Annotated in this window: 17 protein-coding genes; 12 read left to right on the forward strand and 5 right to left on the reverse strand. The window is 63.8% G+C overall.

Going from position 1 to position 23,667, the window contains the following annotated elements:
* Positions 1-16: 16 nt before the first annotated feature.
* The 4 genes from BLR26_RS18330 to BLR26_RS18345 all read left to right on the forward strand — a co-directional run bounded on the left by BLR26_RS18330 (position 17) and on the right by BLR26_RS18345 (position 4,677).
* Positions 17-268 carry a DUF2934 domain-containing protein gene (locus tag BLR26_RS18330; protein WP_093383704.1) on the forward strand — a complete coding sequence of 84 codons (252 nt, stop codon included), beginning with the start codon at positions 17-19 and terminating at the stop codon, positions 266-268.
* A 113-nt stretch (positions 269-381) separates the two neighbouring features.
* Positions 382-2,538 carry a glycogen debranching protein GlgX gene (gene glgX / locus BLR26_RS18335; RefSeq protein ID WP_093383709.1) on the forward strand — a complete coding sequence of 719 codons (2,157 nt, stop codon included), beginning with the start codon at positions 382-384 and terminating at the stop codon, positions 2,536-2,538.
* Complete coding sequence (locus BLR26_RS18340) at positions 2,528-3,295, forward strand: endonuclease/exonuclease/phosphatase family protein (protein WP_093383713.1); 768 nt, start codon at positions 2,528-2,530, stop codon at positions 3,293-3,295. The genes glgX and BLR26_RS18340 overlap by 11 nt, the downstream gene beginning before the upstream one ends.
* Positions 3,296-3,606: 311 nt before the next feature.
* Complete coding sequence (locus BLR26_RS18345; protein ID WP_093383718.1) at positions 3,607-4,677, forward strand: autotransporter domain-containing protein; 1,071 nt, start codon at positions 3,607-3,609, stop codon at positions 4,675-4,677.
* Positions 4,678-4,692: 15 nt separating this feature from the next.
* Here BLR26_RS18345 and glgB read toward each other — a convergent pair whose 3' ends face one another.
* From glgB to BLR26_RS18360, 3 genes are read right to left on the reverse strand one after another with little or no spacing between them, the layout of a single operon-like run.
* The gene (gene glgB / locus BLR26_RS18350) at positions 4,693-6,903 is read right to left on the reverse strand and encodes a 1,4-alpha-glucan branching protein GlgB (RefSeq protein ID WP_093383722.1); all 2,211 of its coding nucleotides are present in this window, start codon (positions 6,901-6,903) and stop codon (positions 4,693-4,695) included.
* The gene (gene treS / locus BLR26_RS18355) at positions 6,904-10,215 is read right to left on the reverse strand and encodes a maltose alpha-D-glucosyltransferase (RefSeq protein ID WP_093383727.1); all 3,312 of its coding nucleotides are present in this window, start codon (positions 10,213-10,215) and stop codon (positions 6,904-6,906) included.
* A gap of 13 nt (positions 10,216-10,228) precedes the next feature.
* Positions 10,229-12,253, reverse strand: coding sequence for an alpha-1,4-glucan--maltose-1-phosphate maltosyltransferase (locus tag BLR26_RS18360; protein ID WP_093383732.1), 2,025 nt, complete (start codon positions 12,251-12,253; stop codon positions 10,229-10,231).
* A gap of 140 nt (positions 12,254-12,393) precedes the next feature.
* Here BLR26_RS18360 and BLR26_RS27335 point away from each other — a divergent pair, with 140 nt between their 5' ends.
* Positions 12,394-12,555: a hypothetical protein gene (locus BLR26_RS27335; protein WP_176794266.1), complete on the forward strand. Its 162-nt coding sequence runs from the start codon at positions 12,394-12,396 to the stop codon at positions 12,553-12,555.
* A gap of 58 nt (positions 12,556-12,613) precedes the next feature.
* On the opposite strand, the gene BLR26_RS18365 is transcribed toward BLR26_RS27335, so the two are convergent.
* On the reverse strand, positions 12,614-14,287 hold the full coding sequence (locus BLR26_RS18365; protein ID WP_093383742.1) for an AMP-binding protein: 1,674 nt from the start codon (positions 14,285-14,287) through the stop codon (positions 12,614-12,616).
* Between the two features lie 269 nt (positions 14,288-14,556).
* Between BLR26_RS18365 and BLR26_RS18370 the strand changes: the two genes are divergently transcribed.
* The 4 genes from BLR26_RS18370 (at position 14,557) to BLR26_RS18385 (ending at position 20,230) form a co-directional block, all read left to right on the forward strand.
* Positions 14,557-15,720 carry an isovaleryl-CoA dehydrogenase gene (locus BLR26_RS18370; protein WP_045198521.1) on the forward strand — a complete coding sequence of 388 codons (1,164 nt, stop codon included), beginning with the start codon at positions 14,557-14,559 and terminating at the stop codon, positions 15,718-15,720.
* 132 nt (positions 15,721-15,852) lie between these two features.
* A complete protein-coding gene (locus BLR26_RS18375; protein WP_045198519.1) occupies positions 15,853-17,457 on the forward strand; it encodes a carboxyl transferase domain-containing protein in 1,605 nt (534 codons plus the stop codon).
* Between the two features lie 2 nt (positions 17,458-17,459).
* Positions 17,460-18,278 (forward strand): gamma-carboxygeranoyl-CoA hydratase, encoded by an 819-nt coding sequence (locus BLR26_RS18380; RefSeq protein WP_093383745.1) that lies wholly within the window; start codon positions 17,460-17,462, stop codon positions 18,276-18,278.
* Positions 18,275-20,230: an acetyl/propionyl/methylcrotonyl-CoA carboxylase subunit alpha gene (locus BLR26_RS18385; protein ID WP_093383750.1), complete on the forward strand. Its 1,956-nt coding sequence runs from the start codon at positions 18,275-18,277 to the stop codon at positions 20,228-20,230. Before BLR26_RS18380 ends, BLR26_RS18385 begins: the two co-directional genes overlap by 4 nt.
* A 51-nt stretch (positions 20,231-20,281) precedes the next feature.
* Here the strand turns inward: BLR26_RS18385 and BLR26_RS18390 are convergent, their stop codons facing one another.
* Positions 20,282-20,941, reverse strand: coding sequence for a LexA family protein (locus BLR26_RS18390; protein WP_045198513.1), 660 nt, complete (start codon positions 20,939-20,941; stop codon positions 20,282-20,284).
* 131 nt (positions 20,942-21,072) lie between these two features.
* Here BLR26_RS18390 and BLR26_RS18395 point away from each other — a divergent pair, with 131 nt between their 5' ends.
* The 3 genes from BLR26_RS18395 (at position 21,073) to BLR26_RS18405 (ending at position 23,561) form a co-directional block, all read left to right on the forward strand.
* Complete coding sequence (locus BLR26_RS18395) at positions 21,073-21,405, forward strand: DUF6124 family protein (protein WP_045198511.1); 333 nt, start codon at positions 21,073-21,075, stop codon at positions 21,403-21,405.
* Between the two features lie 445 nt (positions 21,406-21,850).
* A complete protein-coding gene (locus BLR26_RS18400) occupies positions 21,851-22,363 on the forward strand; it encodes a DUF4880 domain-containing protein (RefSeq protein ID WP_045198509.1) in 513 nt (170 codons plus the stop codon).
* Positions 22,364-22,412: 49 nt separating this feature from the next.
* A complete protein-coding gene (locus tag BLR26_RS18405) occupies positions 22,413-23,561 on the forward strand; it encodes a M14 family metallopeptidase (protein WP_093383753.1) in 1,149 nt (382 codons plus the stop codon).
* Positions 23,562-23,667 lie beyond the last annotated feature (106 nt).

A 23,667-nucleotide genomic window follows, 5' to 3' on the forward strand; every position in this document is an offset into this window, starting at 1 on the left:
CCTCAGGAGCGTAGAGATGAGTGTCGAAGAAAAACGTATCCGTGAATTCGCCTATCAGATCTGGGAGTCGGAAGGTAAGCCCGAAGGCCAGGAAGAGCGGCACTGGGCGATGGCGCGCAAGCTTGCCGAGGCCGAAGCGCTGGCGCCCAAGGTAACGCCGCGCAAACCGGCCAAGGCGCCGCCGGCCAGTAACGCCAAGGCCAAGCCGGCAAGCACTGCGCCAGCGCCGAAAAAGCCCAGGGCAAGCAAAAAGCCACCGACTGCATGAACCTGATCGCCGGGCAAGCCCGCTCCTGCACAGCCTGTGGGAGCGGCGGTGCGACGCCTCGACTTGCCCCGCGATAACCCCTGTGCCAACCCCCGGTCTGATCAAGGATTTCCATGAGCAAGCCAAAGCCTACCGCCGAAGTTCACCTCGAACCCTCGCGCATCCGCGAGGGCCTGCCCTTCCCGCTGGGCGCCAGCTGGGATGGGCTGGGGGTCAATTTTGCCCTGTTCTCGGCCAACGCCACCAAGGTTGAACTGTGCCTGTTCGATGCCAGCGGCGAGGTCGAGCTCGAACGCATCGAGCTGCCGGAGTACACCGACGAGATCTTCCACGGCTACCTGCCCGATGCCCATCCCGGGCAGATCTACGGCTACCGCGTACACGGCCCGTACGACCCGGAAAACGGCCACCGTTTCAACCCCAACAAACTGCTGATCGACCCCTACGCCAAGCAACTGGTCGGCAGCCTGAAATGGTCCGAGGCGCTGTTCGGCTACACCATCGGCCACCCCGACGGCGACCTTAGCTTTGATGAGCGCGACAGTGCGCCGTTCGTGCCCAAGTGCAAGGTCATCGACCCGGCCTACACCTGGGGCCGCGACCAGCGCGTGGGCATTCCCTGGGAGCGCACCATCCTCTATGAGGCCCACGTGCGCGGTATCAGCATGCGCCACCCGGCGGTGCCAGAGGCCAATCGCGGCACCTTTGCCGGGCTGATGTGCGACGAACTGCTGGGGCATATCAAGCAGCTTGGGGTGAGCTCGATCGAGTTGCTGCCGATCCATGCCTTCGTCAACGACCAGCATCTGCTGCAAAAGGGCCTGAACAACTATTGGGGCTACAACAGCATCGCCTTTTTTGCCCCGCACCCGCGCTACCTGGCCAACGGCAAGATCGCCGAGTTCAAGGAGATGGTCGCGCACCTGCATGACGCCGGTCTGGAGGTGATTCTCGACGTGGTCTACAACCACACCGCCGAAGGCAACGAGCTGGGCCCGACCCTGTCGATGCGCGGCATCGACAATTCCTCCTACTACCGGCTGATGCCCGATGACAAGCGCTTCTATATCAACGATTCGGGCACCGGCAACACCCTCGACCTCAGCCACCCCTGCGTCTTGCAACTGGTCACCGACTCGTTGCGCTACTGGGCCGGCGAGATGCACGTCGACGGTTTTCGCTTCGACCTGGCGACCATTCTCGGCCGCTACCACGAGGGCTTCGACGAGCGTCACAGCTTTCTCGTTGCCTGCCGCCAGGACCCGCTGCTCAGCCAGGTCAAGCTGATTGCCGAGCCCTGGGACTGCGGCCCCGGCGGCTACCAGGTGGGCAATTTCGCTCCCGGCTGGGCAGAATGGAACGACCGTTTTCGCGATACCGTGCGGGCTTTCTGGAAAGGCGACGAAGGCCAGCTGGCCGACTTCGCCGCGCGCATGACCGCCTCCGGCGAGCTGTTCAACCGCCGCGGGCGCAGGCCCTACGCCTCGGTCAACTTCATCACCGCCCATGACGGCTTCACCCTGCGCGACCTGGTGTCGTACAACGACAAGCACAACGAGGACAACGACGAAGGCAACCAGGACGGCAGCAACAACAACCTGTCATGGAACCACGGCGTCGAAGGCCCCACCGACGACCCCGAGATCAAAGCCCTGCGCCTGCGCCAGATGCGCAATTTCTTCGCCACCCTGCTGCTGGCCCAGGGTACGCCGATGATCGTCGCCGGCGACGAGTTCAGCCGCACCCAGCACGGCAACAACAATGCCTACTGCCAGGACAGCGAGATCGGCTGGATCAACTGGGAGCTGGACGAGGATGGTGCGGCATTGCTCAAGTTCGTCAAGCGCCTGACCAAGCTGCGCCTGGCCTACCCGGTGCTGCGCCGTTCGCGTTTTCTGGTCGGTGACTACAATGAGGCGATCGGAGTCAAGGACGTCACCTGGCTGGCGCCGGACGCCAGCGAGATGAGCGTCGAGCAATGGCAGGACGCCCACGGGCGCTGCCTGGGCATGCTGATGGATGGCCGCGCCCAGGTCAGCGGTATTCTGCGCCCCGGCGCCGATGCCACCTTGCTGCTGATCGTCAACGCCCACCACGATACCGTGGCCTTTACCTTGCCCGAGGTGCCGGAAGGCGAATACTGGAACTGCCTGATCGACACCGACCGGCCGCAACTGCGCAAAGGCGAGCATCATGACTTTGGCAGCGAGTTCCAGGTCAGTGGCCGCTCGTTGCTGTTGCTGGAGCTGTTCCGTGACGATGATGTCTGAAAACCAGGCGGCCGCGGTCAAGCGCCTGCGGGTGCTGACCGTCAATACCCACAAGGGCTTTACCGCCTTCAACCGGCGCTTCATCCTCCCCGAACTGCGTGAAGCGGTGCGCAGCACCCGCGCTGATATCGTCTTTCTCCAGGAGGTGCTCGGCTCCCACGACCGCCATGCCGCCCGTTACGCCGGCTGGCCGCAAACCTCGCAGTACGAGTTTCTCGCCGACAGCATGTGGAGCGATTTCGCCTACGGGCGCAATGCCGTTTACCCGGACGGCCATCACGGCAACGCGCTGTTGTCCAAGTACCCGATCATCGAGCACCGCAACCTGGATGTCTCGATCACCGGCCCCGAGCGCCGCGGCCTGCTGCACTGCGTGCTGGATGTGCCCGGGCAGCGCGAGGTGCATGCCATTTGCGTGCACCTGTCACTGCTCGAAAGCCACCGGCAACAGCAGTTGCAACTGCTGCGCAAGCTGCTCGACTCGCTGCCTGGCGATGCCCCGGTGATCATCGCCGGCGACTTCAACGACTGGAAACTGCGCGGCAACCGCACCCTCAACCTGCACCGCGACCTGCACGAAGCCTTCGAGCGTCATCACGGCCTGCTTGCCCGCACCTATCCGGCGCGCTTGCCGCTGCTGCGCCTGGACCGCATCTACCTGCGCAACGCCCACAGCCATGCCCCGCAAATTCTCGGCAACAAGCCCTGGAGCCACCTCTCCGATCACCTGCCATTGGCCGTGGAAGTGCAGCTTTAGCAATCATTCGGCATAGCCGCACCGCTGGAAAGAGCGGTTGCGGCTATAGGATGTAAATTTTTGTTTAATTTCAGCTAATTGCCACTACCAATAGCTTGACAACGGTTATTTCACGCTTTCTTGACGCCCGCCCCGTCCTCTCCTTAGCTACAAGTAATGCAGCAACTGCAGATTCCATTCCGAGCCTCTAGCGCGCGCTTTTCAGCGCGCGACAGGGACCGGTTTGCTGGTTTGGGTCGCCCTCTGGTTTTGCTTTACAGCCCGTGACATCAGGCCAGAACCCTGGCTTATAAAAACAGAGGAGAACCGCCATGAAAAAAACTCCGAATCCTGCGGGCTTTGAGTATGTTTTCTATGCGGTTTCCACGTCGCTGCTACTGGCAACCCCGTTGGAAACCCATGCATTGGGCCTGGAGGATAACGACCCGTTCAACAACCTGGTACAGGCCCAACCTGCACTTTCGCTCAACCCGGTCAGCGCCAGCGGCCTGGGCCTGAGCACCCTCGGTGCGTTTTCCGAACGCCTGGCCGAACGCCATGCGCCAGCACCGAACGACAGCATCGCCAGCCAGTGGGCGCAGTTTTTCCCGACTGCGGTGCGCACCTCAAGCCCAGAGGCCGACAACCTCGCCACGCCGAACCAGAGCCTGCAAATCAGCCCTGATCTGTTCGTTCGTGAAACCGGCGGCGGCAATACTCACCGCGCCGGTTTCTTTGTCGGCCACAGCAACCTGCAAAGCGGTTTCGACGGCCTGCGCAAACCCCAGGTCGGCAACAAAGAGAGCGTGCTCAACCTCGACGGGCAAAGCCTGGGTGTGTACTGGAGCATGACCCACGACCAGGGCTGGCACCTGGATGCGGTGGCCATGGGCACGCGCTTTGATATCAATGGCCGCAGCGAGAGCGGCCAGCGCCTGGATGGCAACGGCCACGCCCTGACCCTCTCGGTCGAGGGCGGATACCCGATCAGCCTGGGCAACAACTGGACCCTGGAACCGCAAGCACAGTTGATCAACCAGCAGTACTTTCCTGGCAGCCAGACCCAGACCGACACCCAGCAAGCCTTTGACCAGCAGCCCAACTGGACCGGCCGGGTCGGTGCCAAATTGTCGGCGCGCTACAACGTGCGCGGCATGCCGATCGAGCCGTTCGTGCGCACCAACGTCTGGTACGACTTCTCCAATGCCGACACCGTGAGCCTGGACAAGGTCGACAAGATCAGCAGCGGGCGCAACTCCGCCACCGTCGAACTGGGCTTGGGCCTGGTGGCGCGGGTCACGCCGAAAGTGGCGCTGTTTGTCAGCGCCGACTACAGCAGCGATGTCGATGACAATGACCTCAACGGCCTGATCGGCAACCTCGGTGTCAGGGTGCGCTGGTGATGCGAGCGCTGGCCATCACTGCGGCCGCAGGATCAACACCCCCAGCGGCGGCAGGTTGAGCCGCAACGACAGCGGCTGGCCATGGCTGGGCTGGGCCTGACTGGCCACCTCGCCAAGGTTGCCGTAGTTGGAGCCGGCATAGCCCTCGGCGTCGCTGTTGAACACCTCGGCCCAGCGCTCGCCAAACGGCACGCCGATGCGATAGCCCTCGCGCGGCACCGGGGTGAAGTTGGCCACCACCAGCAACGGCTCGCCGTTCACGCTCCAGCGCAGCCAGGCATACACACTGTTGTGCGCGTCATCGCCGATCAACCATTGAAAGCCTTGCGGCACGCAGTCCTGTTCGTGCAGCGCACGCTCGTCGCGGTACAAACGGTTGAGGTCGCTGACCAGCCGTTGCACACCCAGATGCTCGGGGTACTTGAGCAGGTACCAGTCCAGTTCGCTGTCGTGGTTCCACTCGCGCCACTGGCCGAACTCACAGCCCATGAACAACAGTTTTTTGCCCGGATGGGTCCACATGAAGGTCAGGTAGGCGCGCAGGTTGGCGAACTTCTGCCAGCGATCGCCAGGCATCTTGTCGATCAGAGAGTGCTTGCCGTGCACCACCTCGTCATGGGAGATCGGCAGGATGAAATGTTCGGAATAGGCGTAGATCAGGCCGAAGCTCATTTCGTTGTGGTGATAGGTGCGGTGGATCGGGTCGTTCTGGATGTAGTGCAGGGTGTCGTGCATCCAGCCCATGTTCCACTTGTAGGCAAAGCCCAGGCCGCCCTGCTGGGTCGGCTGGCTGACGCCCGGCCAGGCAGTGGACTCTTCGGCGATCACCAGGGCACCGGGGGCTTCCAGGGCCACCACGTCGTTGAGGTGACGCAAAAAGTCGATGGCTTCGAGGTTCTCGCGCCCGCCATGGCGATTCGGCACCCACTCGCCGGCCTTGCGCGAGTAGTCGCGGTAGAGCATCGAGGCCACGGCATCGACGCGCAGGCCGTCGATATGAAAATGCTTGAGCCAGTGCAGCGCCGAGGCCAGCATGAAGCCGTGCACTTCGGTGCGCCCAAGGTTGTAGATCAGCGTGTCCCAGTCCTGGTGGAAGCCCTCCAGCGGGTTGTCGTACTCGTACAGCGCGGTGCCGTCGAAGCGCGCCAGGCCGTGGGTGTCGGTGGGGAAATGCGCCGGCACCCAGTCGAGGATCACGCCGATCTGCGCCTGGTGGCAGGCGTCGATGAAGGCGGCAAAGTCTTCGGCACTGCCGTAGCGCGCGGTCGGCGCGAACATCGACAGTGGCTGGTAACCCCAGGAGCCGCCAAACGGATGCTCCATGATCGGCATCAGCTCGATATGGGTAAAGCCCAGCTGCTGGATATAGGGCACCAGGCGCTCGGCCAGCTCGCGCCAGTTGTAAAAGCGCGCCACTTCGCCATTGTCGTCCAGCTCACATTGCCAGGAGCCGGCGTGTAATTCGTAGATCGACAGCGGCGCGCTGCTGGCCTGGCGTTCACCGCGCTGCTGCATCCAGTCCTGGTCTTGCCAGTCATGGGCCAGGGGGCCGGCGACCCTTGAGGCGGTGCTCGGCGGCAACTCGGTGGCGCGGGCCAGCGGGTCGGCCTTGAGCGGCAGGATGCCGTCGCGCCCGAGCACTTCGTATTTGTACGCTTCGCCGGCCCGCAGGCGCGGCACAAACAGTTCCCAGACCCCGGACGGATGGCGCAGGCGCATGGGGTGACGGCGGCCGTCCCAGTTGTTGAAATCACCAACCACCGAGACCCGCCGGGCGTTCGGTGCCCACACCGAAAAGCGCACGCCATCGACGCCTTCGACATTCAGCGGTTGCGCGCCCATCGCCGCCGCAAGATCACGGTGATTGCCCTCGGCAAACAGGTACAGGTCCATGTCGCCGAGCAACGGCCCGAAGCTGTAGGGGTCTTCGGTGATCTGCTCGCCGCCGGCCCAGTTGATCTGCAACAGGTACGGCTGCGATTCGCGCAGATGAGTGATGAACAACCCCGGTACCGGGCCCTGCTCCAGCTCTGCCAGCACGCGACTGTCGTCACGGGCCAGCACCCGTACGTTCAGAGCGTTGGGCAGGTAGGCGCGGACAAACTGGCCACCGGCACCATCCGGGTGCGGACCGAGCACCGCGAACGGGTCGGTATGTTCGGCTCTTACCAGGGCATCGATATCGCGCTGCCCCAGTCCTCCTTCCTCGCGCTTGCGTTGCGTCATTTACTGCTCTCCCCAGGTACTGATCAGACCATGCAGGCCATGCAAAGGCACGGCCAGCCAATGCGGACGGTTCTCGGCTTCGTAGAGGATTTCGTAGGCGACTTTCTCGAGGCTGAACAACGCCAGCGCCGCCTGCTCGCCGTCAGCCTGCTGCCAGGCATGGGGCATGGCCGCGGTGGCCAGCCCATAGGCCTCGACAAAAGCATGCCGGGCCTGGTGCAGGTAACGGCGGGCGACGCGCTGACGCGCCTGACGGGCAGCCTCGCAAAGGTCGACAGCAGAAGCACTGCGCAGCACCATCGCTGCAGCATAGTCGAAGGAACGCAGTACGCCGCTGACATCCTTGTACGGGCTGTGCCTGGCCCGCCGCTCATCCAGCGGTCGCGCCGGTTCGCCTTCGAAATCGATCAGGTAGGCATCGCCCTGCACCACCAGCACCTGGCCCAGGTGCAAGTCGCCATGGACGCGCATTAACAGCCCGCCGACCGCCTGTTTGCTCAGTTCGGCTATGTGCTTGAGCAGGCTCTTGCGTTGCTGTTGCAGGTCGTCGACCAGGGCCTGGCTGGCGCTGTCGAGGCTGGCGCGATGTGCTTGCAGCAGGTCCAGGGCGCGGCTCAGCTGGGCGCTGATGTGCTTGTTCCAGGCCTGGCTGTCGCGGCTGCTGCTGGCCCGCGGCTGGAACGCCGGATCGGCGCTGGGCGCCGCCAGCAGCAGGTGCATCTCGCCCAGGCGCTGGCCGAGCAAGGCGGCAAAATCGGCAAGGTCCTGCAGGGCATCGGTGTGCACGTCCTGATCGTTGCTCGATGGCTCCATCTCGTCGCGGATGGCCCGTTCGAGGTTGTTCTGGGTCCAGCCCCAGGCGTCGCCCTGATTGCTCAGGTAGCCCTGGGCGATCATCAGCAGGTGCGGTTGCGCCTTAGCGTCGACGCGGCTGACCCAGGCCAGCAGCGGCGAGATATTGGCAAAGCCTGCGGCCGTCAGGTAGGCGCTCATTTCCAGCTCGGGGTGCACCCCGGGGTTGACCCGGCGGATCAGCTTGAGCACCAGGCTGCCACCGACCACCACCGAATTGTTGGACTGCTCGGCGCTCAGGTAGCGCACTTGCGCGTCGTCGCCCAGGTTCAATGCCGCCAGTTGTTCTGTGGCGGTAAAACGCAGCTCGCCCTCGCTGCACGGCAAGCGCAAGCCGTCCTTGCAGCCGGCCAATACCGCGCGCACGAAGCTCTCAAGCACGAAGCCATCGGTGATCAGCCCCACCTGGCGGCCGCGGCGCACCCGCGCCAGGGCCAGTTGCTGCGGCGCCGGGCTGTTGATGTTTTCTTCGCCGATCAGGCCAAACGGCAGTTGATAGCGGCTGCTCTGGCCGCCGCCCTGCACGTCGATCTCGCTGAGCAGCACCGGGCTGGTGGTGTCGCCAAAACGCACGCCGTAGGCGATCTGCACCTGTTCGATGCGGCTTTCCTTGCCGGCAAACCAGCGGCGCTTGGGCAGGTACTGGGGCAGGATGCTGTCTTGCAAAGTGGCCCGCGACGGCGCTTCAAGCAGCTCTTCCATGCGCTTTTTCAGCACCAGTGTGGTGAACTCCGGCAGGCTCTGGGCCGGCTCCATGTGCCAGCTGGGCATCTGGTCCTTGTCAGCGAGCAGGAACCAGTAAAAGCCGTAAGGCGGCAAGGTCAGCAGAAACGGCAACTGGCCGATCGGCGGGAAGGCACTGCCGCCGAGCATCTCCACCGGCACCTTGTCGGCGTACTGCTGCAGCTCAAGCTCAGCCGCCTGTGCGGCGCGCGAGACGTTGGCCACGCAGAGGATGATCTCGGTCTTGCCGTCGCTGCCGGTGTACTCGCGGATGTAGGCGAGAATCCGCCGGTTGCTCGGCGTGAGCATCTTCAGTGCGCCGCGGCCGAAGGCTTTTTGCTGCTTGCGCACCGCCAGCAGGCGGCGGTTCCAGTTCAATAGCGAATGCGGGTCGTGGGCCTGGGCCTCGACGTTGACCGACTGGAAGCCGTACAGCGGGTCCATGATTGGCGGCAGCACCAGGCGCGCCGGGTCGGCGCGCGAGAACCCGCCGTTGCGGTCGATCGACCACTGCATCGGCGTGCGCACGCCATCGCGGTCGCCCAGGTAGATGTTGTCGCCCATGCCGATTTCGTCGCCGTAGTACAGGGTCGGCGTGCCGGGCATCGACAGCAGCAGGCTGCACAAAAGCTCGACCCGGCGCCGGTCGCGCTGCAGCAGCGGCGCCAGGCGCCGGCGAATGCCGAGGTTGATCCGCGCCCGGCGATCCTCGGCGTAGTAGTTCCACAAGTAGTCGCGCTCGCGGTCGGTGACCATCTCCAGGGTCAGCTCATCGTGGTTGCGCAAGAAGATCGCCCATTGGCAGTTGGCCGGGATCTCCGGGGTCTGACGCAGGATGTCGGTGATCGGAAAGCGGTCTTCCTGGGCCACGGCCATGTACATGCGCGGCATCAGCGGGAAGTGAAAAGCCATGTGGCATTCATCGCCCTGCCCTTCGCCAAAGTACAACTGGGTGTCTTCCGGCCACTGGTTTGCCTCGGCCAGGAGCATGCGGTCGGGGTAGTTGGCATCGATCTCGGCGCGGATCTTTTTCAGCACCTGGTGGGTTTCGGGCAGGTTCTCGTTGTTGGTGCCGTCGCGCTCGATCAGGTAAGGGATGGCGTCCAGGCGCAGGCCGTCGACGCCCAGGTCGAGCCAGTAGCGCATGACCCCGAGCACCGCCTTGAGCACCTGCGGGTTGTCGAAATTGAGGTCCGGCTGGTGCGAGTAGAAGCGGTGCCAGAAGTATTGGCCGGCCACCGGGTCCCAGGTCCAGTTGGATTTCTCGGTGTCGAGGAAGATGATCCGCGTGCCGTCGTACTTCTGGTCGCTGTCGGACCACACGTAAAAGTCCCGGGCCTTGCTCCCCGGCTTGGCGCGCCGGGCTTTCTGGAACCACGGATGCTGGTCGGAGGTGTGGTTGATGACAAGTTCAGTGATCACCCGCAGGCCGCGCTTGTGCGCCTCGGCAATGAAGCGTTTTACGTCAGCCAGGGTGCCGTAGTCGGGGTGCACTGCCTTGTACTCGGCGATGTCGTAGCCATCATCGCGCCGTGGCGAAGGGTAGAATGGCAGCAGCCACAGGGTGTTGACCCCAAGCTCGGCGATGTAGTCGAGCTTGGCGATCAGGCCGGGGAAGTCACCGATGCCGTCGTTGTTGGAATCAAAGAAGGATTTGACGTGTACCTGGTAGATGATCGCGTCCTTGTACCACAACGGATCATCGATAAAGGCGGCTGGGCGGGCGCGCTTGGCCATGCTCGACTCCTTTCTAGTGGGCTTTTTCGATACGCCAGACAGCGAACGGCAGGTGCCAGGGCTCGATGCGCATCCATTGGGTCTTGCCATGCCAGGTCCAGCGATGGCCGCTCATCAGGTCTTCGCCGAAGGTGTCGGCATGGTCGTCCAGGCCCAGCTCCCACAACGGCAGTTCGAAGTGCGCCTCCTGGGCGTTGTGCGGGTCGAGGCTGACGGCGATGAGGATGAAGTTGTCGCGCTCGGCAGTGCGTTTGCCGAAGTACAGGATGTTGTCGTTCCAGGCGTTATAGAAAGCCACGCCCAGGTGGGTGTGCAAGGCCGGATTCTGCCGGCGGATACGGTTGAGCTGGGCGATTTCGGCGATTATATTGCCTGGCTGGCTGAAGTCGCGCGGGCGGATCTGGTACTTCTCCGAATCCAGGTATTCCTCCTTGCCTGGCACCGGCGTCGCCTCGCACAGCTCGAACCCTGAGTACATGCCCCACAGGCCCGAGCCCATGGCCGCCAGCGCGGCGCGAATAAGGAAGCCGGCGCGCCCCGTTTCATGCAGAAAGTACGGGTTGATGTCCGGGGTATTGACGAAGAAGTTCGGCCGGTAGCAGTAGCACCACGGCGGCTGGTTGAGCTCCTCGAAGTAACTTTGCAGCTCGGCCTTGGTGTTGCGCCAGGTGAAGTAGCTGTAGCTCTGGGAGTAACCGACCTTGCCCAGGCGCGCCATCATCGCAGGCTTGGTGAAGGCCTCGGCGAGGAAGATAACGTCCGGGTACTGGCTGCGCACATTGGCGATCAGCCAATGCCAGAACGGCAAGGGCTTGGTGTGCGGGTTGTCGACGCGAAAGGTCTTGACCCCCTCCTTGACCCAGCCCACCACCACATCGCGCAGCGCCAGCCACAGGGCCGGTACCGAATCGGCGGCATAGAAGTCGACGTTGACGATGTCCTGGTACTTTTTCGGTGGATTCTCGGCGTAGCGGATGCTGCCGTCCGGGCGCCAGGAGAACCAGCCCGGGTGCTCCTTGAGCCAGGGGTGGTCCTGGGAACACTGAATGGCAAAATCCAGGGCGATTTCCAGGCCGTGCCCGGCGGCGGCGGCCACCAGCCGGCGAAAATCCTCGCGGCTGCCCAGTTGTGGGTGAATCGCCTCGTGCCCGCCCTCGGCGCCGCCAATCGCATAAGGGCTGCCGGGGTCACCGGGCTCGGCCTGCAAGGCATTGTTGCGGCCCTTGCGGTGGCGCACACCGATCGGGTGGATGGGCGGGAAGTACAGCACGTCAAAGCCCATGTCGCGGATCATCGGCAAGCGTTGGTGCACGTCATTGAAGGTACCGTGCCGTTCGGGGTCGTCGGTGACCGAGCGCGGAAACAGCTCGTACCAACTGGCGAACCGGGCCTGGATGCGTTCGACATCCAGCGGGTATTCAGGGCTGCGGCTGAGGTAGGTACGGTGCTCGGCCTCGGCCATCAGAACGGCGGTGTCCGGGTGCAGCAGCAAGGCCACCTGCTCGTCGACGGGCAAACCGGGCAGGTGCTGGTACAGGGCCTGCAGCTGGTCACGCAGGGGGCCGTTGCTGCGACCGATATTGTGCTCGATCTGCAGCAGCCCTTCCTGCAGCTCCAGGGGCACCGCGACGCCTGCGTTGAATTTCTTCTCCAGGTCGTGGCAATAGGTGGCGAACGGGTCGATCCAGGCCTCGATGCTGAACAGGTGGCGGCCCTGCTCGCTGACGGTGAACTCGGCCTGCCACAGGTCATTGCCGGCAAACTGCATCGGCACGCAGTGCCAGCGCCGGCTGTGGGCCTGGCGCCAGTTGAGCATCACTGCCAGGGCGTCATGACCGTCGGCGTAAACCTTGCTGCTGACCTGCACCGGCTCAGCGACCACCGCCTTGACCGCAAACAGCCCGCCATCAAGCACCGGCACGGTGTTCTCGATCACGATCCGCGGTTCGAGCAGGGCCTGGGACAGGCTCAGGGCCTGGTCCGGGTGGTCGCTAGCCGCAGTCATACGGTCGGTTTCGAAGGGCTCATCGCGGGTCATCGAACGTTGCTCCGTTATGAAGTGGCGGTAAAGGTTCAGAGCGGGGGCGCGGCCCGGGGTTCAAAAAAAATGAGCGATTGGCCGGGCCCGGGGTCGAAACCCTGAGCATGCCATCCACAACCCCGTTGCGAGGTCAGGCCATGAACATTCCCATCCCGGCTGAAACGCCCGATCCGAATATCGACGACCCGACACTGCCACCGCCGGTGCCAGAGCAGGACCCTGATGAGGTGCCGGTGCAACCGACGGTGCCGCCCACCGTGGGCGACCCGCCGAGTAAAGAGCCGCCGGTGAAAGCGTAGACATCGCGGGGCAAGCCCGCTCCTACAATATCTAGGAGCGGGCTTGCCCCGCGAAAAATCAGCGTTTGATCAGCTCTTCAATGCTGATCTCGCGCATCCTGAACTTCTGCACCTTGCCGGTCACCGTCATCGGAAACTCATCGACAAAGCGGAAGTAGCGCGGGGCCTTGAAGTGGGCAATGCGGCTCTTGCACCACTGTTGCAGTTCGATCTCGCTGGCGCTGTGGCCGGGGTGAAACTTGATCCAGGCGACGATCTCTTCGCCATAACGCTCATCGGGTATGCCGATCACCTGCACATCCGCCACCGCCGGGTGGGTAAAGAAGAACTCTTCCAGCTCGCGCGGATAGATGTTCTCACCGCCGCGAATGATCATGTCCTTGTTGCGCCCGGCGATGCACACATAGCCGGCCTCGTTCATACTCGCGAGGTCGCCGGTGTGCATCCAGCCGGCCGGATCGATGGCTTCGCTGGAGGCCGCCGGGTTGCCCCAGTAACCGAGCATCACGCTGTAACCGCGGGTGCACAGCTCGCCGATCTGCCCGCGCGGCACAATGCAGCCCTGCTCATCGATGATCTTGCTTTCCAGCTGCGGCTGGGTCCGCCCTACCGTGGTCACGCGAAGTTCAAGGTCGTCATCGGCGCCGGTCTGCAACGACACCGGGCTGGTTTCGGTCATGCCGTAGGCGATCTGCACCTCGCTCATGTGCATCTCGCCGATCACCCGGCGCATCACCTCGATCGGGCAGGTGGCGCCGGCCATGATCCCGGTGCGCAGGGTCGACAGGTCCATCTCGCTACGCTGCGGGTGATCGAGCATGGCGATGAACATGGTCGGCACGCCATACAGGGCGGTGGCCCTCTCCTCGATGACGCAGTTCAACGTCAGCAGCGGGTCGAAGGCATCGTTGGGGTAGATCATGGTGCTGCCGTGGGTGACGCAGCCGAGGTTGCCCATGACCATGCCGAAGCAGTGGTACAGCGGCACCGGGATCACCATGCGGTCGTGCTCGCTCAGGCCCAGGCTCTCGCCGACCATGTAGCCGTTGTTGAGGATGTTGTAGTGGCTGAGGGTCGCGCCCTTGGGGAAGCCGGTGGTGCCGGAGGTGTACTGGATGTTCACTGGTTGGTCGAACTGCAGGCTGTGCTGACGGGCCTGGAAGTCGGCCGGGTCGGTTTCGCTGGCCAGCCAGGCCAGGCGCTCCCAGGGCAGAAAGCCTGCTGGCGGCTGGGAATCAAGGCTGATCAACCCGCGCAGCTCCGGCAGGCGTTCGCTGCGTAGCTGTCCTGGCGCTTGCTGGGCGAGGTTGGGCAGCAGCTCGCCAAGCATGGCGTGGTAATCGCAAGTCTTGAAGGCACCGGCGCTGATCAGCCACTGGCAGCCCGACTGCTTGAGCACGTATTCAAGCTCGCTGGTGCGATACGCCGGGTTGATGTTGACCAGGATCACGCCGATCTTGGCGCTGGCGAACTGGGCAATGCACCACTGCGCGCAATTGGGCGCCCAGATGCCTAAGCGATCGCCGGTTTTCAGCCCCAGCGCCATCAGCGCGCGGGCATGCAGGTCGACGCTGGCGGCCAGCGTCTGCCAGGTGTAGCGCTGCTGCTGATGTCGCACCACCAGCGCCTCGCGCTGGGCAAAGCGGGCGACCGTCTGGTCGAATGCCTGGCCGATGGTCATGGCCAGCAACGGCTTGTCCTGACGGCCCTGGGTATAGCTCGGTTGATTCATGGCGGTCCCTTTTTGTGGTTGTTCTGGGAGCTGATTCAAGCGCGACTTACTCTGGCGCATATTTACGTTAACGTAAAGGTCATGGCGAGATTGACAGCTAACGATGGCAGGTTTACGTTAACGTAAAGGTTACTGACAAACAGGGTTTGTGTTGTGAGGCTATCGCGGGGCAAGCCCGCTCCCACCAAGAACTGTAGGAGCGGGCATAACCTGCGATGAGGCCAGCACAAGCACCCTTAATCCAAGAACAATCAACAATAGGTGCCCGCATGCGTTATCCGACCCTGAACTTCGCCCTGGGCGAAACCATCGACATGCTTCGCGACCAGGTGCAGTCCTTCGTCGCCGCAGAGCTGGCGCCGCGCGCCGCGCAGATCGACCAGGACAACCTGTTCCCCGCCGACATGTGGCGCAAGTTCGGTGACATGGGCCTGCTGGGCATCACCGTCAGTGAAGAATACGGCGGCGCCGGCCTGGGCTACCTGGCCCACGTGGTGGCCATGGAAGAAATCAGCCGCGGCTCGGCCTCGGTCGCCCTCTCCTACGGCGCCCATTCCAACCTCTGCGTCAACCAGATCAACCGCAACGGCAACGCCGAACAGAAAGCCAAGTACCTGCCCAAGCTGATCAGCGGCGAGCACATCGGCGCCCTGGCCATGAGCGAGCCGAATGCCGGTTCCGACGTGGTATCGATGAAACTGCGCGCCGAACAGCGCGGCGACCACTTCGTCCTCAACGGCAGCAAGACCTGGATCACCAACGGCCCGGACGCCAACACCTACGTGATCTACGCCAAGACCGACCTCGACAAAGGCGCCCACGGCATCACCGCCTTTATTGTCGAACGCGACTGGAAAGGCTTCAGCCGCAGCAACAAGTTCGACAAGCTGGGCATGCGCGGCTCGAACACCTGCGAGCTGTTCTTCGACAACGTCGAAGTACCCAAAGAGAACATCCTCGGCGTGCTCAACGGCGGCGTCAAAGTACTGATGAGCGGCCTGGACTACGAGCGCGTGGTGCTCTCCGGCGGCCCGACCGGGATCATGCAGGCCTGCATGGACCTGGTGGTGCCCTACATCCACGACCGCAAGCAGTTCGGCCAGAGCATCGGCGAGTTCCAGCTGATCCAGGGCAAAATCGCCGACATGTACACCCAGCTCAACGCCAGCCGCGCCTACCTGTACGCCGTGGCCCAGGCCTGCGACCGCGCCGAAACCACGCGCAAGGACGCCGCCGGGGTCATCCTCTACACCGCCGAGCGCGCCACCCAGATGGCCCTTGAGGCGATCCAGATTCTGGGAGGCAACGGCTACATCAACGAATTCCCGGCCGGCCGCCTGCTGCGCGATGCCAAGCTCTACGAGATCGGCGCCGGCACCAGTGAGATCCGCCGGATGCTGATCGGCCGAGAACTCTTCCAAGAGACGCGCTGAAGCGCTTAGCAGCAAGCTACAAGCGGCAAGTCGATGCAGCCCCCGCAGTGCTGACGGCTCGCGACTGCCGCCATAACACAGATCAGTCTTGCAGCTTGAAGCTTGTCGCTTGATTCTGCGTGAGGAACCACAATGATCATCAAGTCTCACATCAATCCGAAGTCAGCAGAGTTCGCGCAGAGCTACGCCGCCATGGCGAACCAGGTCGACGCCTTGCGCAGCCTGATCGCCCAGGTGCACCAGGGCGGCGGGCCCAAGGCCCAGGAGCGGCACACCTCGCGGGGCAAACTGCTGCCACGCGAACGTATCGACCGCCTGCTCGACGCAGGTTCGCCGTTCCTTGAAATCGGCCAGCTGGCCGCCCATGAGGTGTACGGCGAAGACGTCCCGGCCGCAGGCGTGATCGCCGGCATTGGCCGGGTCGAAGGCGTCGAATGCATGATCGTCGCCAACGACGCCACGGTCAAAGGCGGCTCCTACTACCCGCTAACGGTGAAAAAACACCTGCGCGCCCAGGCCATCGCCCTGCAGAACCGCCTGCCGTGCCTGTACCTGGTGGACTCCGGTGGCGCCAACCTGCCGCGCCAGGATGAAGTGTTCCCCGACCGCGAGCACTTTGGGCGGATCTTCTTCAACCAGGCCAACATGAGCGCCCTCGGCATTCCCCAGATCGCCGTGGTCATGGGCTCGTGCACCGCCGGCGGCGCCTATGTGCCGGCCATGGCCGACGAAGCGATCATGGTCCGCCAGCAGGCGACGATCTTTCTTGCCGGCCCCCCGCTGGTCAAGGCTGCCACCGGCGAAGTGGTCAGCGCCGAAGACCTCGGCGGCGCCGACGTACACTGCAAAACCAGCGGCGTCGCCGACCACTATGCCGACAACGACGAGCACGCCCTGGCCATCGCCCGGCGCTGCGTGGCCAACCTCAACTGGCACAAGCTCGGCGAGTTGCAGCAGCGCGCGCCGGTGGCGCCGCTGTACAGCAGTGAAGAGCTGTACGGCGTGGTGCCGGCCGATGCCAAGCAGCCGTTCGATGTGCGCGAGGTAATTGCGCGGCTGGTCGACGGCTCGGTATTCGATGAGTTCAAGGCGTTGTTCGGCACCACTCTGGTGTGCGGCTTTGCCCACCTGCACGGGTATCCGGTAGCGATCCTGGCCAACAACGGCATCCTCTTCGCAGAAGCTGCGCAAAAAGGCGCGCACTTCATCGAGCTGGCCTGCCAGCGCGGCATCCCGCTGCTGTTCTTGCAGAACATTACCGGCTTCATGGTCGGCCAGAAGTACGAGGCCGGTGGCATCGCCAAGCATGGCGCCAAGCTGGTCACCGCGGTGGCCTGCGCCCAGGTGCCGAAGTTCACCGTGATCATCGGCGGCAGCTTTGGAGCCGGCAACTACGGCATGTGCGGCCGCGCCTACGACCCGCGCTTCTTGTGGATGTGGCCAAACGCACGGATCGGCGTGATGGGCGCCGAACAGGCCGCCGGCGTGCTCGCCCAGGTCAAGCGCGAGCAGAGCGAGCGCAGCGGCCAGGCCTTCAGCGCCGAAGACGAAGCGCGTCTGAAGCAGCCGATCCTCGACCAGTACGAGCACCAGGGCCACCCTTACTACTCCAGCGCCCGGCTGTGGGACGACGGCGTCATCGACCCGGCGCAAACCCGCGAGATCCTTGGCCTGGCGTTGTCCGCGGCCCTCAACGCACCGATCGAACAGAGCCGTTTCGGCATTTTCCGGATGTGACCATGAGCGACTTCACTACCCTTGAACTGATCAAGGACCACCGTGGTTTCGCCACCCTGTGGCTGAGCCGGGAAGACAAGAACAACGCCTTCAACGCGCAGATGATCCGCGAGCTGATCATCGCCATCGACCATATCGGCGCCGACAGCAGCCTGCGTTTCGTGCTGCTGCGCGGCCGTGGCCGGCACTTCAGCGCCGGTGCCGACCTGGCCTGGATGCAGCAGTCGGCGCAACTGGATTACAACACCAACCTTGACGACGCCCGCGAGCTGGCCGAGCTGATGTACAACCTGGCGCGGCTCAAGGTGCCGACCCTGGCGGTGGTGCAAGGCGCAGCCTTTGGTGGCGCCCTGGGCCTGATCAGCTGCTGCGACATGGCCATTGGCGCCAGTGACGCGCAGTTGTGCCTGTCGGAAGTGCGCATCGGCTTGGCGCCAGCGGTGATCAGCCCGTTCGTGGTCCAGGCCATGGGCGAGCGCGCCGCGCGCCGCTACGCCCTCACCGCCGAACGCTTCAGCGGTGAGCGCGCCCGTGAGCTGGGCCTGCTGGCCGAAGCCTACCCGGCCGCCGAGCTGGAACAGCAGGTCGACAACTGGATCGACAACCTGCTGCTCAACAGCCCGCAGGCCATGCGTGCCAGCAAGGAGCTGCTGCGTGAAGTCGGCCCCGGCGAGCTGACCCCGGCCATCCGCCGCTACTGCGAAAACGCCATCGCCCGCATTCGCGTCAGCCCTGAAGGCCAGGAAGGCCTGCGCGCCTTCCTGGAAAAACGCAGCCCGGCCTGGCAGGGCCAACCGTCGCACAAGGAGCCGCGCCCATGAGCCGCACCCCGTTGACCACCCTGCTGGTCGCCAACCGCGGCGAGATCGCCTGCCGGGTGATGCGCACCGCCAAGGCCCTGGGCCTGACCACTGTGGCCGTGCACAGCGCCATCGACCGTGAAGCGCGGCACAGCCGCGAAGCTGACATTCGCGTCGACCTCGGCGGCGCCAAGGCCGCTGACAGCTACCTGGACATCGACAAGCTGCTGGCTGCGGCCAAAGCCAGCGGCGCCCAGGCGATCCACCCCGGCTACGGCTTTTTGTCCGAAAACGCAGGCTTTGCCCGTGCCATCGAGCAGGCCGGGCTGATTTTCCTCGGCCCACCGGCCAGCGCCATCGATGCCATGGGCAGCAAGTCGGCGGCCAAGGCCCTGATGGAACAGGCCGGCGTGCCGCTGGTGCCGGGTTATCACGGCGAAGCCCAGGACCTGGAAACCTTCCGCGCCGCCGCCGAAAAGATCGGCTACCCGGTGCTGCTCAAGGCTACCGCTGGCGGCGGCGGCAAAGGCATGAAGGTGGTCGAGCACGAAAGCCAGCTCGGCGAAGCCCTGGCCTCGGCCCAGCGTGAAGCACAGTCGTCGTTCGGCGATGCGCGCATGCTGGTGGAAAAATACGTGCTCAAGCCGCGCCACGTAGAGATCCAGGTGTTCGCCGACCAGCACGGCAACTGCCTGTACCTCAACGAGCGCGACTGCTCGATCCAGCGCCGGCACCAGAAGGTCGTCGAAGAAGCCCCTGCCCCGGGCCTGAGCAGCGCCCAGCGCCAGGCCATGGGCGAAGCGGCGGTCAAGGCGGCCCAGGCCATCGGCTATGTCGGTGCCGGTACTGTGGAGTTTCTGCTCGATGCCCGCGGCGAGTTCTTCTTCATGGAGATGAACACCCGCCTACAGGTCGAACACCCGGTCACCGAAGCGATCACCGGCCTGGACCTGGTCGCCTGGCAGATCCGCGTCGCCTGTGGCGAGCCATTGCCAATCACCCAGGCGCAGGTGCCGCTCAACGGCCATGCCATCGAAGTGCGCCTGTATGCCGAAGACCCGGCCAATGACTTTCTCCCGGCCACCGGCCACCTGGCGCTGTACCGCGAGTCGGCGCCGGGCGAAGGCCGACGGGTGGACAGCGGCGTCAGCGAAGGCGACGACGTCTCGCCGTTCTATGACCCGATGCTCGGCAAACTGATCGCCTGGGGCGAAACCCGCGAGCAGGCGCGCTTGCGCTTGCTGGCGATGCTCGACGAGTTTGCCATCGGCGGGCTGAAAACCAATATCGCCTTTCTGCGGCGCATCCTCGCCCACCCGGCATTTGCCGAGGCCGAGCTGGATACCGGTTTCATCCCGCGTTATCAGGAACAATTGCTACCGGCACCGCAAGCCTTGCCGGCGGCGTTCTGGCAGGCGGCGGCCGAAGCCTTCATCCAGAGCCAGCCGCTGCGACCGCGTGACGATGACCGTCACTCGCCGTGGGCCGCCAACAACGGCTTTCGTGCCGGCGTGCCGGCGCAGGTCAGCCTGCACCTGACCTGCAACGGTGAAGCTCGGGTCATCAACCTGACTCAGGCGGATGCATCGAAGCTGACCCTGGACGGCGAGCAGCTACTGATCGACGAAGACGGCCTGCGCCGCCGGCACCTGGCAATCCGCCGTGGCCAGACCCTGTACCTGCAATGGGACGGCGAGCTGCACAGCGTCAACCGCTACGACCCGATTGCCGAGGCCGATGCCAGCCACAGCCATCAGGGCGGCCTTGGCGCGCCAATGAACGGCAGCATCGTACGGGTGCTGGTGGAGGTTGGCCAGGCGGTGGAAGCTGGCACGCAGCTGGTGGTGCTGGAAGCCATGAAGATGGAACACAGCATCCGCGCGCCCCATGCCGGGACAGTCAAGGCGCTGTTCTGCCAGGAAGGCGAGATGGTCAGTGAAGGGGCTGTGCTGGTGGAGCTGGACGAGGCTTGAGGGCCTCATCGCGGGGCAAGTCGGATCGCCTGCCCCGCGATGAGATTCAGCTCAAAACTTGACCAATGCCTGCACCACCACCCCCAGCAACTCACACTGCTCGCTGCACAAGGCCTTGGGATAGGTCGGGTTGAGCGGGCGCAAGTAGCGCTGGCCGCCCTCCTCGCTCAACTGGCGAAAACTCGTTGCCGTGCTGCCTGGCGAACGCGCGATCACCAGTTTGCCGGGTTCGGCCGCAAGCCCGGTATCGACCAGGATCAGCATGCCCTCCGGCACGCTCAAGCCCAACGGCGCGGTCATCGCGTCGCCTTCGACCCTGAGCCAGAACGCCCGCCCCTGCGCTTTATAGTCGGTTGACTGCAACGGCGTGTCATCGGCCACCTCAACCGGGTCAAGATTGCCCCAGGCCAGAATCGGGTAGCGAAAATACAGTTCGTGCTGTAGGCCATCGGCGCCAGCCACAGTAGTCGGGTTGCCCGATACCGTGTAGGAACCGTTGCTTTCCGACACCTGATTGGGGAAAACCATCTGCAGCGGCGGCAGCCCCACTTCCACCAGAATCTGGTTGAGCACCCGCAGTTTCGGCTCGCGCTCCTCGCGCAGCCAGTGGCCCACGGCGCCCTGGGTGACTCCGATGCGTTCGGCGAGATTTTCCTGCGTGACTTTCAGTTCACGCATCCTGGCTTTAACCAGGTCAGTCCATTTATCCATCGCTGGCACGATACGGACTGCCTTCTGGCGCTCAATACACATATTGTAGTATTTAAACAATAGCCATAACTACATAGCGTATTAATATCTGCCAACACCTTTCATCGCTTATCCAAACAGCAGGCAGACGCATGAAACCGATATCCCCTGAAACGGACCTCAGCCTTGATTCCGAAGCATTAAGTAACAGTGATGCCGCCCGGCGCGCGCTGGATTACTACCTCAACCCGGCACCGGTGACCTTTGGCCCCGACGAGCCGCTGCTGGTCGCCCGTGAGGGCCTCAGCAGCGCCCAGGCCACCGCCCATGCCAGCAATATATTGCGCTGCGCTGCCGCCACCGCCTACGAATCGGCTGACGGCATGCAAGGCGTACCGCGCGACCTGGCGCTGGCGTCGATGCACATGATCAACATGGCCAGGGCCATGCTCGAGCGCACGGCAGCCAATCAGGAGCATTCCTGAGCCTGTTGCAGAACGTTACGTGGGAGTCGACCGAAGGCGGGTGCTGGTGTCCGCCGGTCAGGAGGGAGCGCACTGCGTAAAAGTTTTTACGCAATGACAGAAAATTCATTTGACTTGCAAATGATAACGATTATTATTGCTCACAACTGGTCGCGAGACTGGTTGGATAAACTGAAAGCCCTTAGGTCGGACTCTCAGATTATCTCCTCATCAGGCTAATCACGGTTTTTGACCCGGCTTTTTGCCGGGTCTTTTTTTTGGTCTTCAGGCTAATGAAGATGGGTGTTGCTTGAATGGCCGCGATGATAGCAAATGAATGTCGCACAGTGAATGGTTGTAACAGCGCTTTGCGGAATTAGCACTTGAGAATCAATCTCGTTACGAATAAGCTGTTGCAGCGTCAAGGAAGACGCCCCCACTCCACCGACCAGCAAGGAGCTTGTACATGACCCGTCTGTTGCTGCCCCTTGAACACAATCCCCTTTCCCACCATCTGGCGGACGATGCCCTGCTGCAGCGCCTGAAAAAGCTGCCGCGCCGCGTTCAGCAGGTATTCCTCCTCAGCCGCCTCGATCAACTGTCGTTCGCCAGCATTGCCGAGCGCCTCGACCTGCCGGCCATCACTGTCGAGCGCCACATGAACCAGGCGCTGCAGATTGCCCGCGAAGAGCGCGACGCCCTGGCGAGCATCGCCGGCCAGTGGTACGTACGCCTGCAAAGCCCGGACGTGACGGCCAGCGAACGCATCGATTTTCGCCGCTGGCTAGACAGCGCCCCGGCACACCGCGAGGCGTTCCACGCCACCGAGCTGCGCTGGCGCTCGCTGCTGGCTCCGGCGCGCCAACTGGGCGAGGACGGCTGGTACCGGCAACCACGCGCCGCGCTGTCGCTGGGCGGTTGCTCGGTGGCCATCGGCCTGGGCCTGGCGGCATTGGCAGCGATCGGTTTCTGGTCCTGAGCCAGGCGTGTAGAGTAGTTGCCACAACAACTCTACATGGAGCCTGGTGATGACCGTGACGCTGTCCCCCCTGCACATCGACTGCGATTTCGATTCCGGCAACATCCTCGTCAAGGATGCCAGTGACCCTGCACGGGTGCGCCTGGAGATCCGCCCCGACACCCGCAGCGAGCACTTCCAGTGGTTCCACTTCAAGGCTGCGGGGCTGACCCCGGGCCAGACCCATGATTTTGTCCTGGAAAACGCCGGTGCCTCGTCCTACCATGAGGCCTGGAGCGGTTACCAGGCCGTGGCCTCCTACGACCAGCAACAGTGGTTCCGGGTGCCCACCACTTTCGACGGCAAGGCCCTCGAATTCAGCCTCAAGGCCGAACGGCCCCAGGCCTGGTTTGCCTATTTCGAGCCTTACCCGCGCGCGCGCCACAATCAGTTGATTGAACGCGCCACCAGCCTGCCTGGCGTTGAACTGCTGGCCACCGGCCGCAGCGTCGAAGGCCGTGACATCCAGTTGCTGCGCGCCGGCGACGGCGCCGCAACCAAGCGCAAACTGTGGATCATCGCCCAGCAGCACCCGGGTGAGCACATGGCCGAATGGTTCATGGAGGGGGTGATCGACCGCCTGCAAGACAATGACCCGACGATCCAGGCCTTGCTGCAGGAAGCCGACCTGTACCTGATCGCGAACATGAACCCCGACGGCGCCATCCACGGCCACCTGCGCACCAACGCCAAGGGCCAGGACCTGAACCGCGCCTGGCAGGATGCGAGCATCGACAAGAGCCCGGAGGTATTCTTCGCCCAGCAGCAGATGAAGCTGCACGGCGTCGACCTGTTCCTCGACGTGCACGGCGACGAAGAAATCCCCCACGTGTTCACCGCCGGCTGCGAAGGCAACCCCGGCTACAACGCGCGTATCGCTGCCCTGGAAACCACCTTCCGCGACAGCCTGTGCAAGCGCACCGTGGACTTCCAGCAGGTCCATGGCTACCCGCGCTCCGCCCCTGGCCAGGCCAATATGACCCTGGCCTGCAACAGCGTCGGCCAGGCCCATGACTGCCTGTCGCTGACCCTTGAGATGCCGTTCAAAGACCACGACGACGCGCCCAACGCCGAAACCGGCTGGAACGGCCAACGCAGCAAGGACCTGGCCAGCGCCGTGCTCGACGTGTTCGCGAAGATGGCCGCTACCCTGCGCTAAACCTGCTGGCGAGCAGGATCAACCGCCCTGGCAGGCAAAGCAAAGACCTGCCGGGGCCTTCGAACCCTAAATGGCGGCCACCAACGCCTCCTTTAGGGAACCTGCG

The sequence above is a fragment of the Pseudomonas sp. UC 17F4 genome, assembly GCF_900101695.1.
GTDB lineage: Bacteria > Pseudomonadota > Gammaproteobacteria > Pseudomonadales > Pseudomonadaceae > Aquipseudomonas.

Excerpts from the sequence above, each read along its gene's own strand:
- BLR26_RS27335 (WP_176794266.1), top strand. The coding sequence starts at position 12,394 with ATGAACATTCCCATCCCGGCTGAAACGCCCGATCCGAATATCGACGAC.
- BLR26_RS18395 (WP_045198511.1), top strand. The coding sequence starts at position 21,073 with ATGAAACCGATATCCCCTGAAACGGACCTCAGCCTTGATTCCGAAGCA.
- BLR26_RS18360 (WP_093383732.1), bottom strand. The coding sequence starts at position 12,253 with ATGACCCGCGATGAGCCCTTCGAAACCGACCGTATGACTGCGGCTAGC.
- BLR26_RS18330 (WP_093383704.1), top strand. The coding sequence starts at position 17 with ATGAGTGTCGAAGAAAAACGTATCCGTGAATTCGCCTATCAGATCTGG.
- BLR26_RS18340 (WP_093383713.1), top strand. The coding sequence starts at position 2,528 with ATGATGTCTGAAAACCAGGCGGCCGCGGTCAAGCGCCTGCGGGTGCTG.
- BLR26_RS18390 (WP_045198513.1), bottom strand. The coding sequence starts at position 20,941 with ATGGATAAATGGACTGACCTGGTTAAAGCCAGGATGCGTGAACTGAAA.
- BLR26_RS18365 (WP_093383742.1), bottom strand. The coding sequence starts at position 14,287 with ATGAATCAACCGAGCTATACCCAGGGCCGTCAGGACAAGCCGTTGCTG.
- BLR26_RS18345 (WP_093383718.1), top strand. The coding sequence starts at position 3,607 with ATGAAAAAAACTCCGAATCCTGCGGGCTTTGAGTATGTTTTCTATGCG.
- BLR26_RS18370 (WP_045198521.1), top strand. The coding sequence starts at position 14,557 with ATGCGTTATCCGACCCTGAACTTCGCCCTGGGCGAAACCATCGACATG.
- treS (WP_093383727.1), bottom strand. The coding sequence starts at position 10,215 with ATGGCCAAGCGCGCCCGCCCAGCCGCCTTTATCGATGATCCGTTGTGG.
- glgB (WP_093383722.1), bottom strand. The coding sequence starts at position 6,903 with ATGACGCAACGCAAGCGCGAGGAAGGAGGACTGGGGCAGCGCGATATC.
- BLR26_RS18380 (WP_093383745.1), top strand. The coding sequence starts at position 17,460 with ATGAGCGACTTCACTACCCTTGAACTGATCAAGGACCACCGTGGTTTC.
- glgX (WP_093383709.1), top strand. The coding sequence starts at position 382 with ATGAGCAAGCCAAAGCCTACCGCCGAAGTTCACCTCGAACCCTCGCGC.
- BLR26_RS18400 (WP_045198509.1), top strand. The coding sequence starts at position 21,851 with ATGACCCGTCTGTTGCTGCCCCTTGAACACAATCCCCTTTCCCACCAT.
- BLR26_RS18385 (WP_093383750.1), top strand. The coding sequence starts at position 18,275 with ATGAGCCGCACCCCGTTGACCACCCTGCTGGTCGCCAACCGCGGCGAG.
- BLR26_RS18405 (WP_093383753.1), top strand. The coding sequence starts at position 22,413 with ATGACCGTGACGCTGTCCCCCCTGCACATCGACTGCGATTTCGATTCC.
- BLR26_RS18375 (WP_045198519.1), top strand. The coding sequence starts at position 15,853 with ATGATCATCAAGTCTCACATCAATCCGAAGTCAGCAGAGTTCGCGCAG.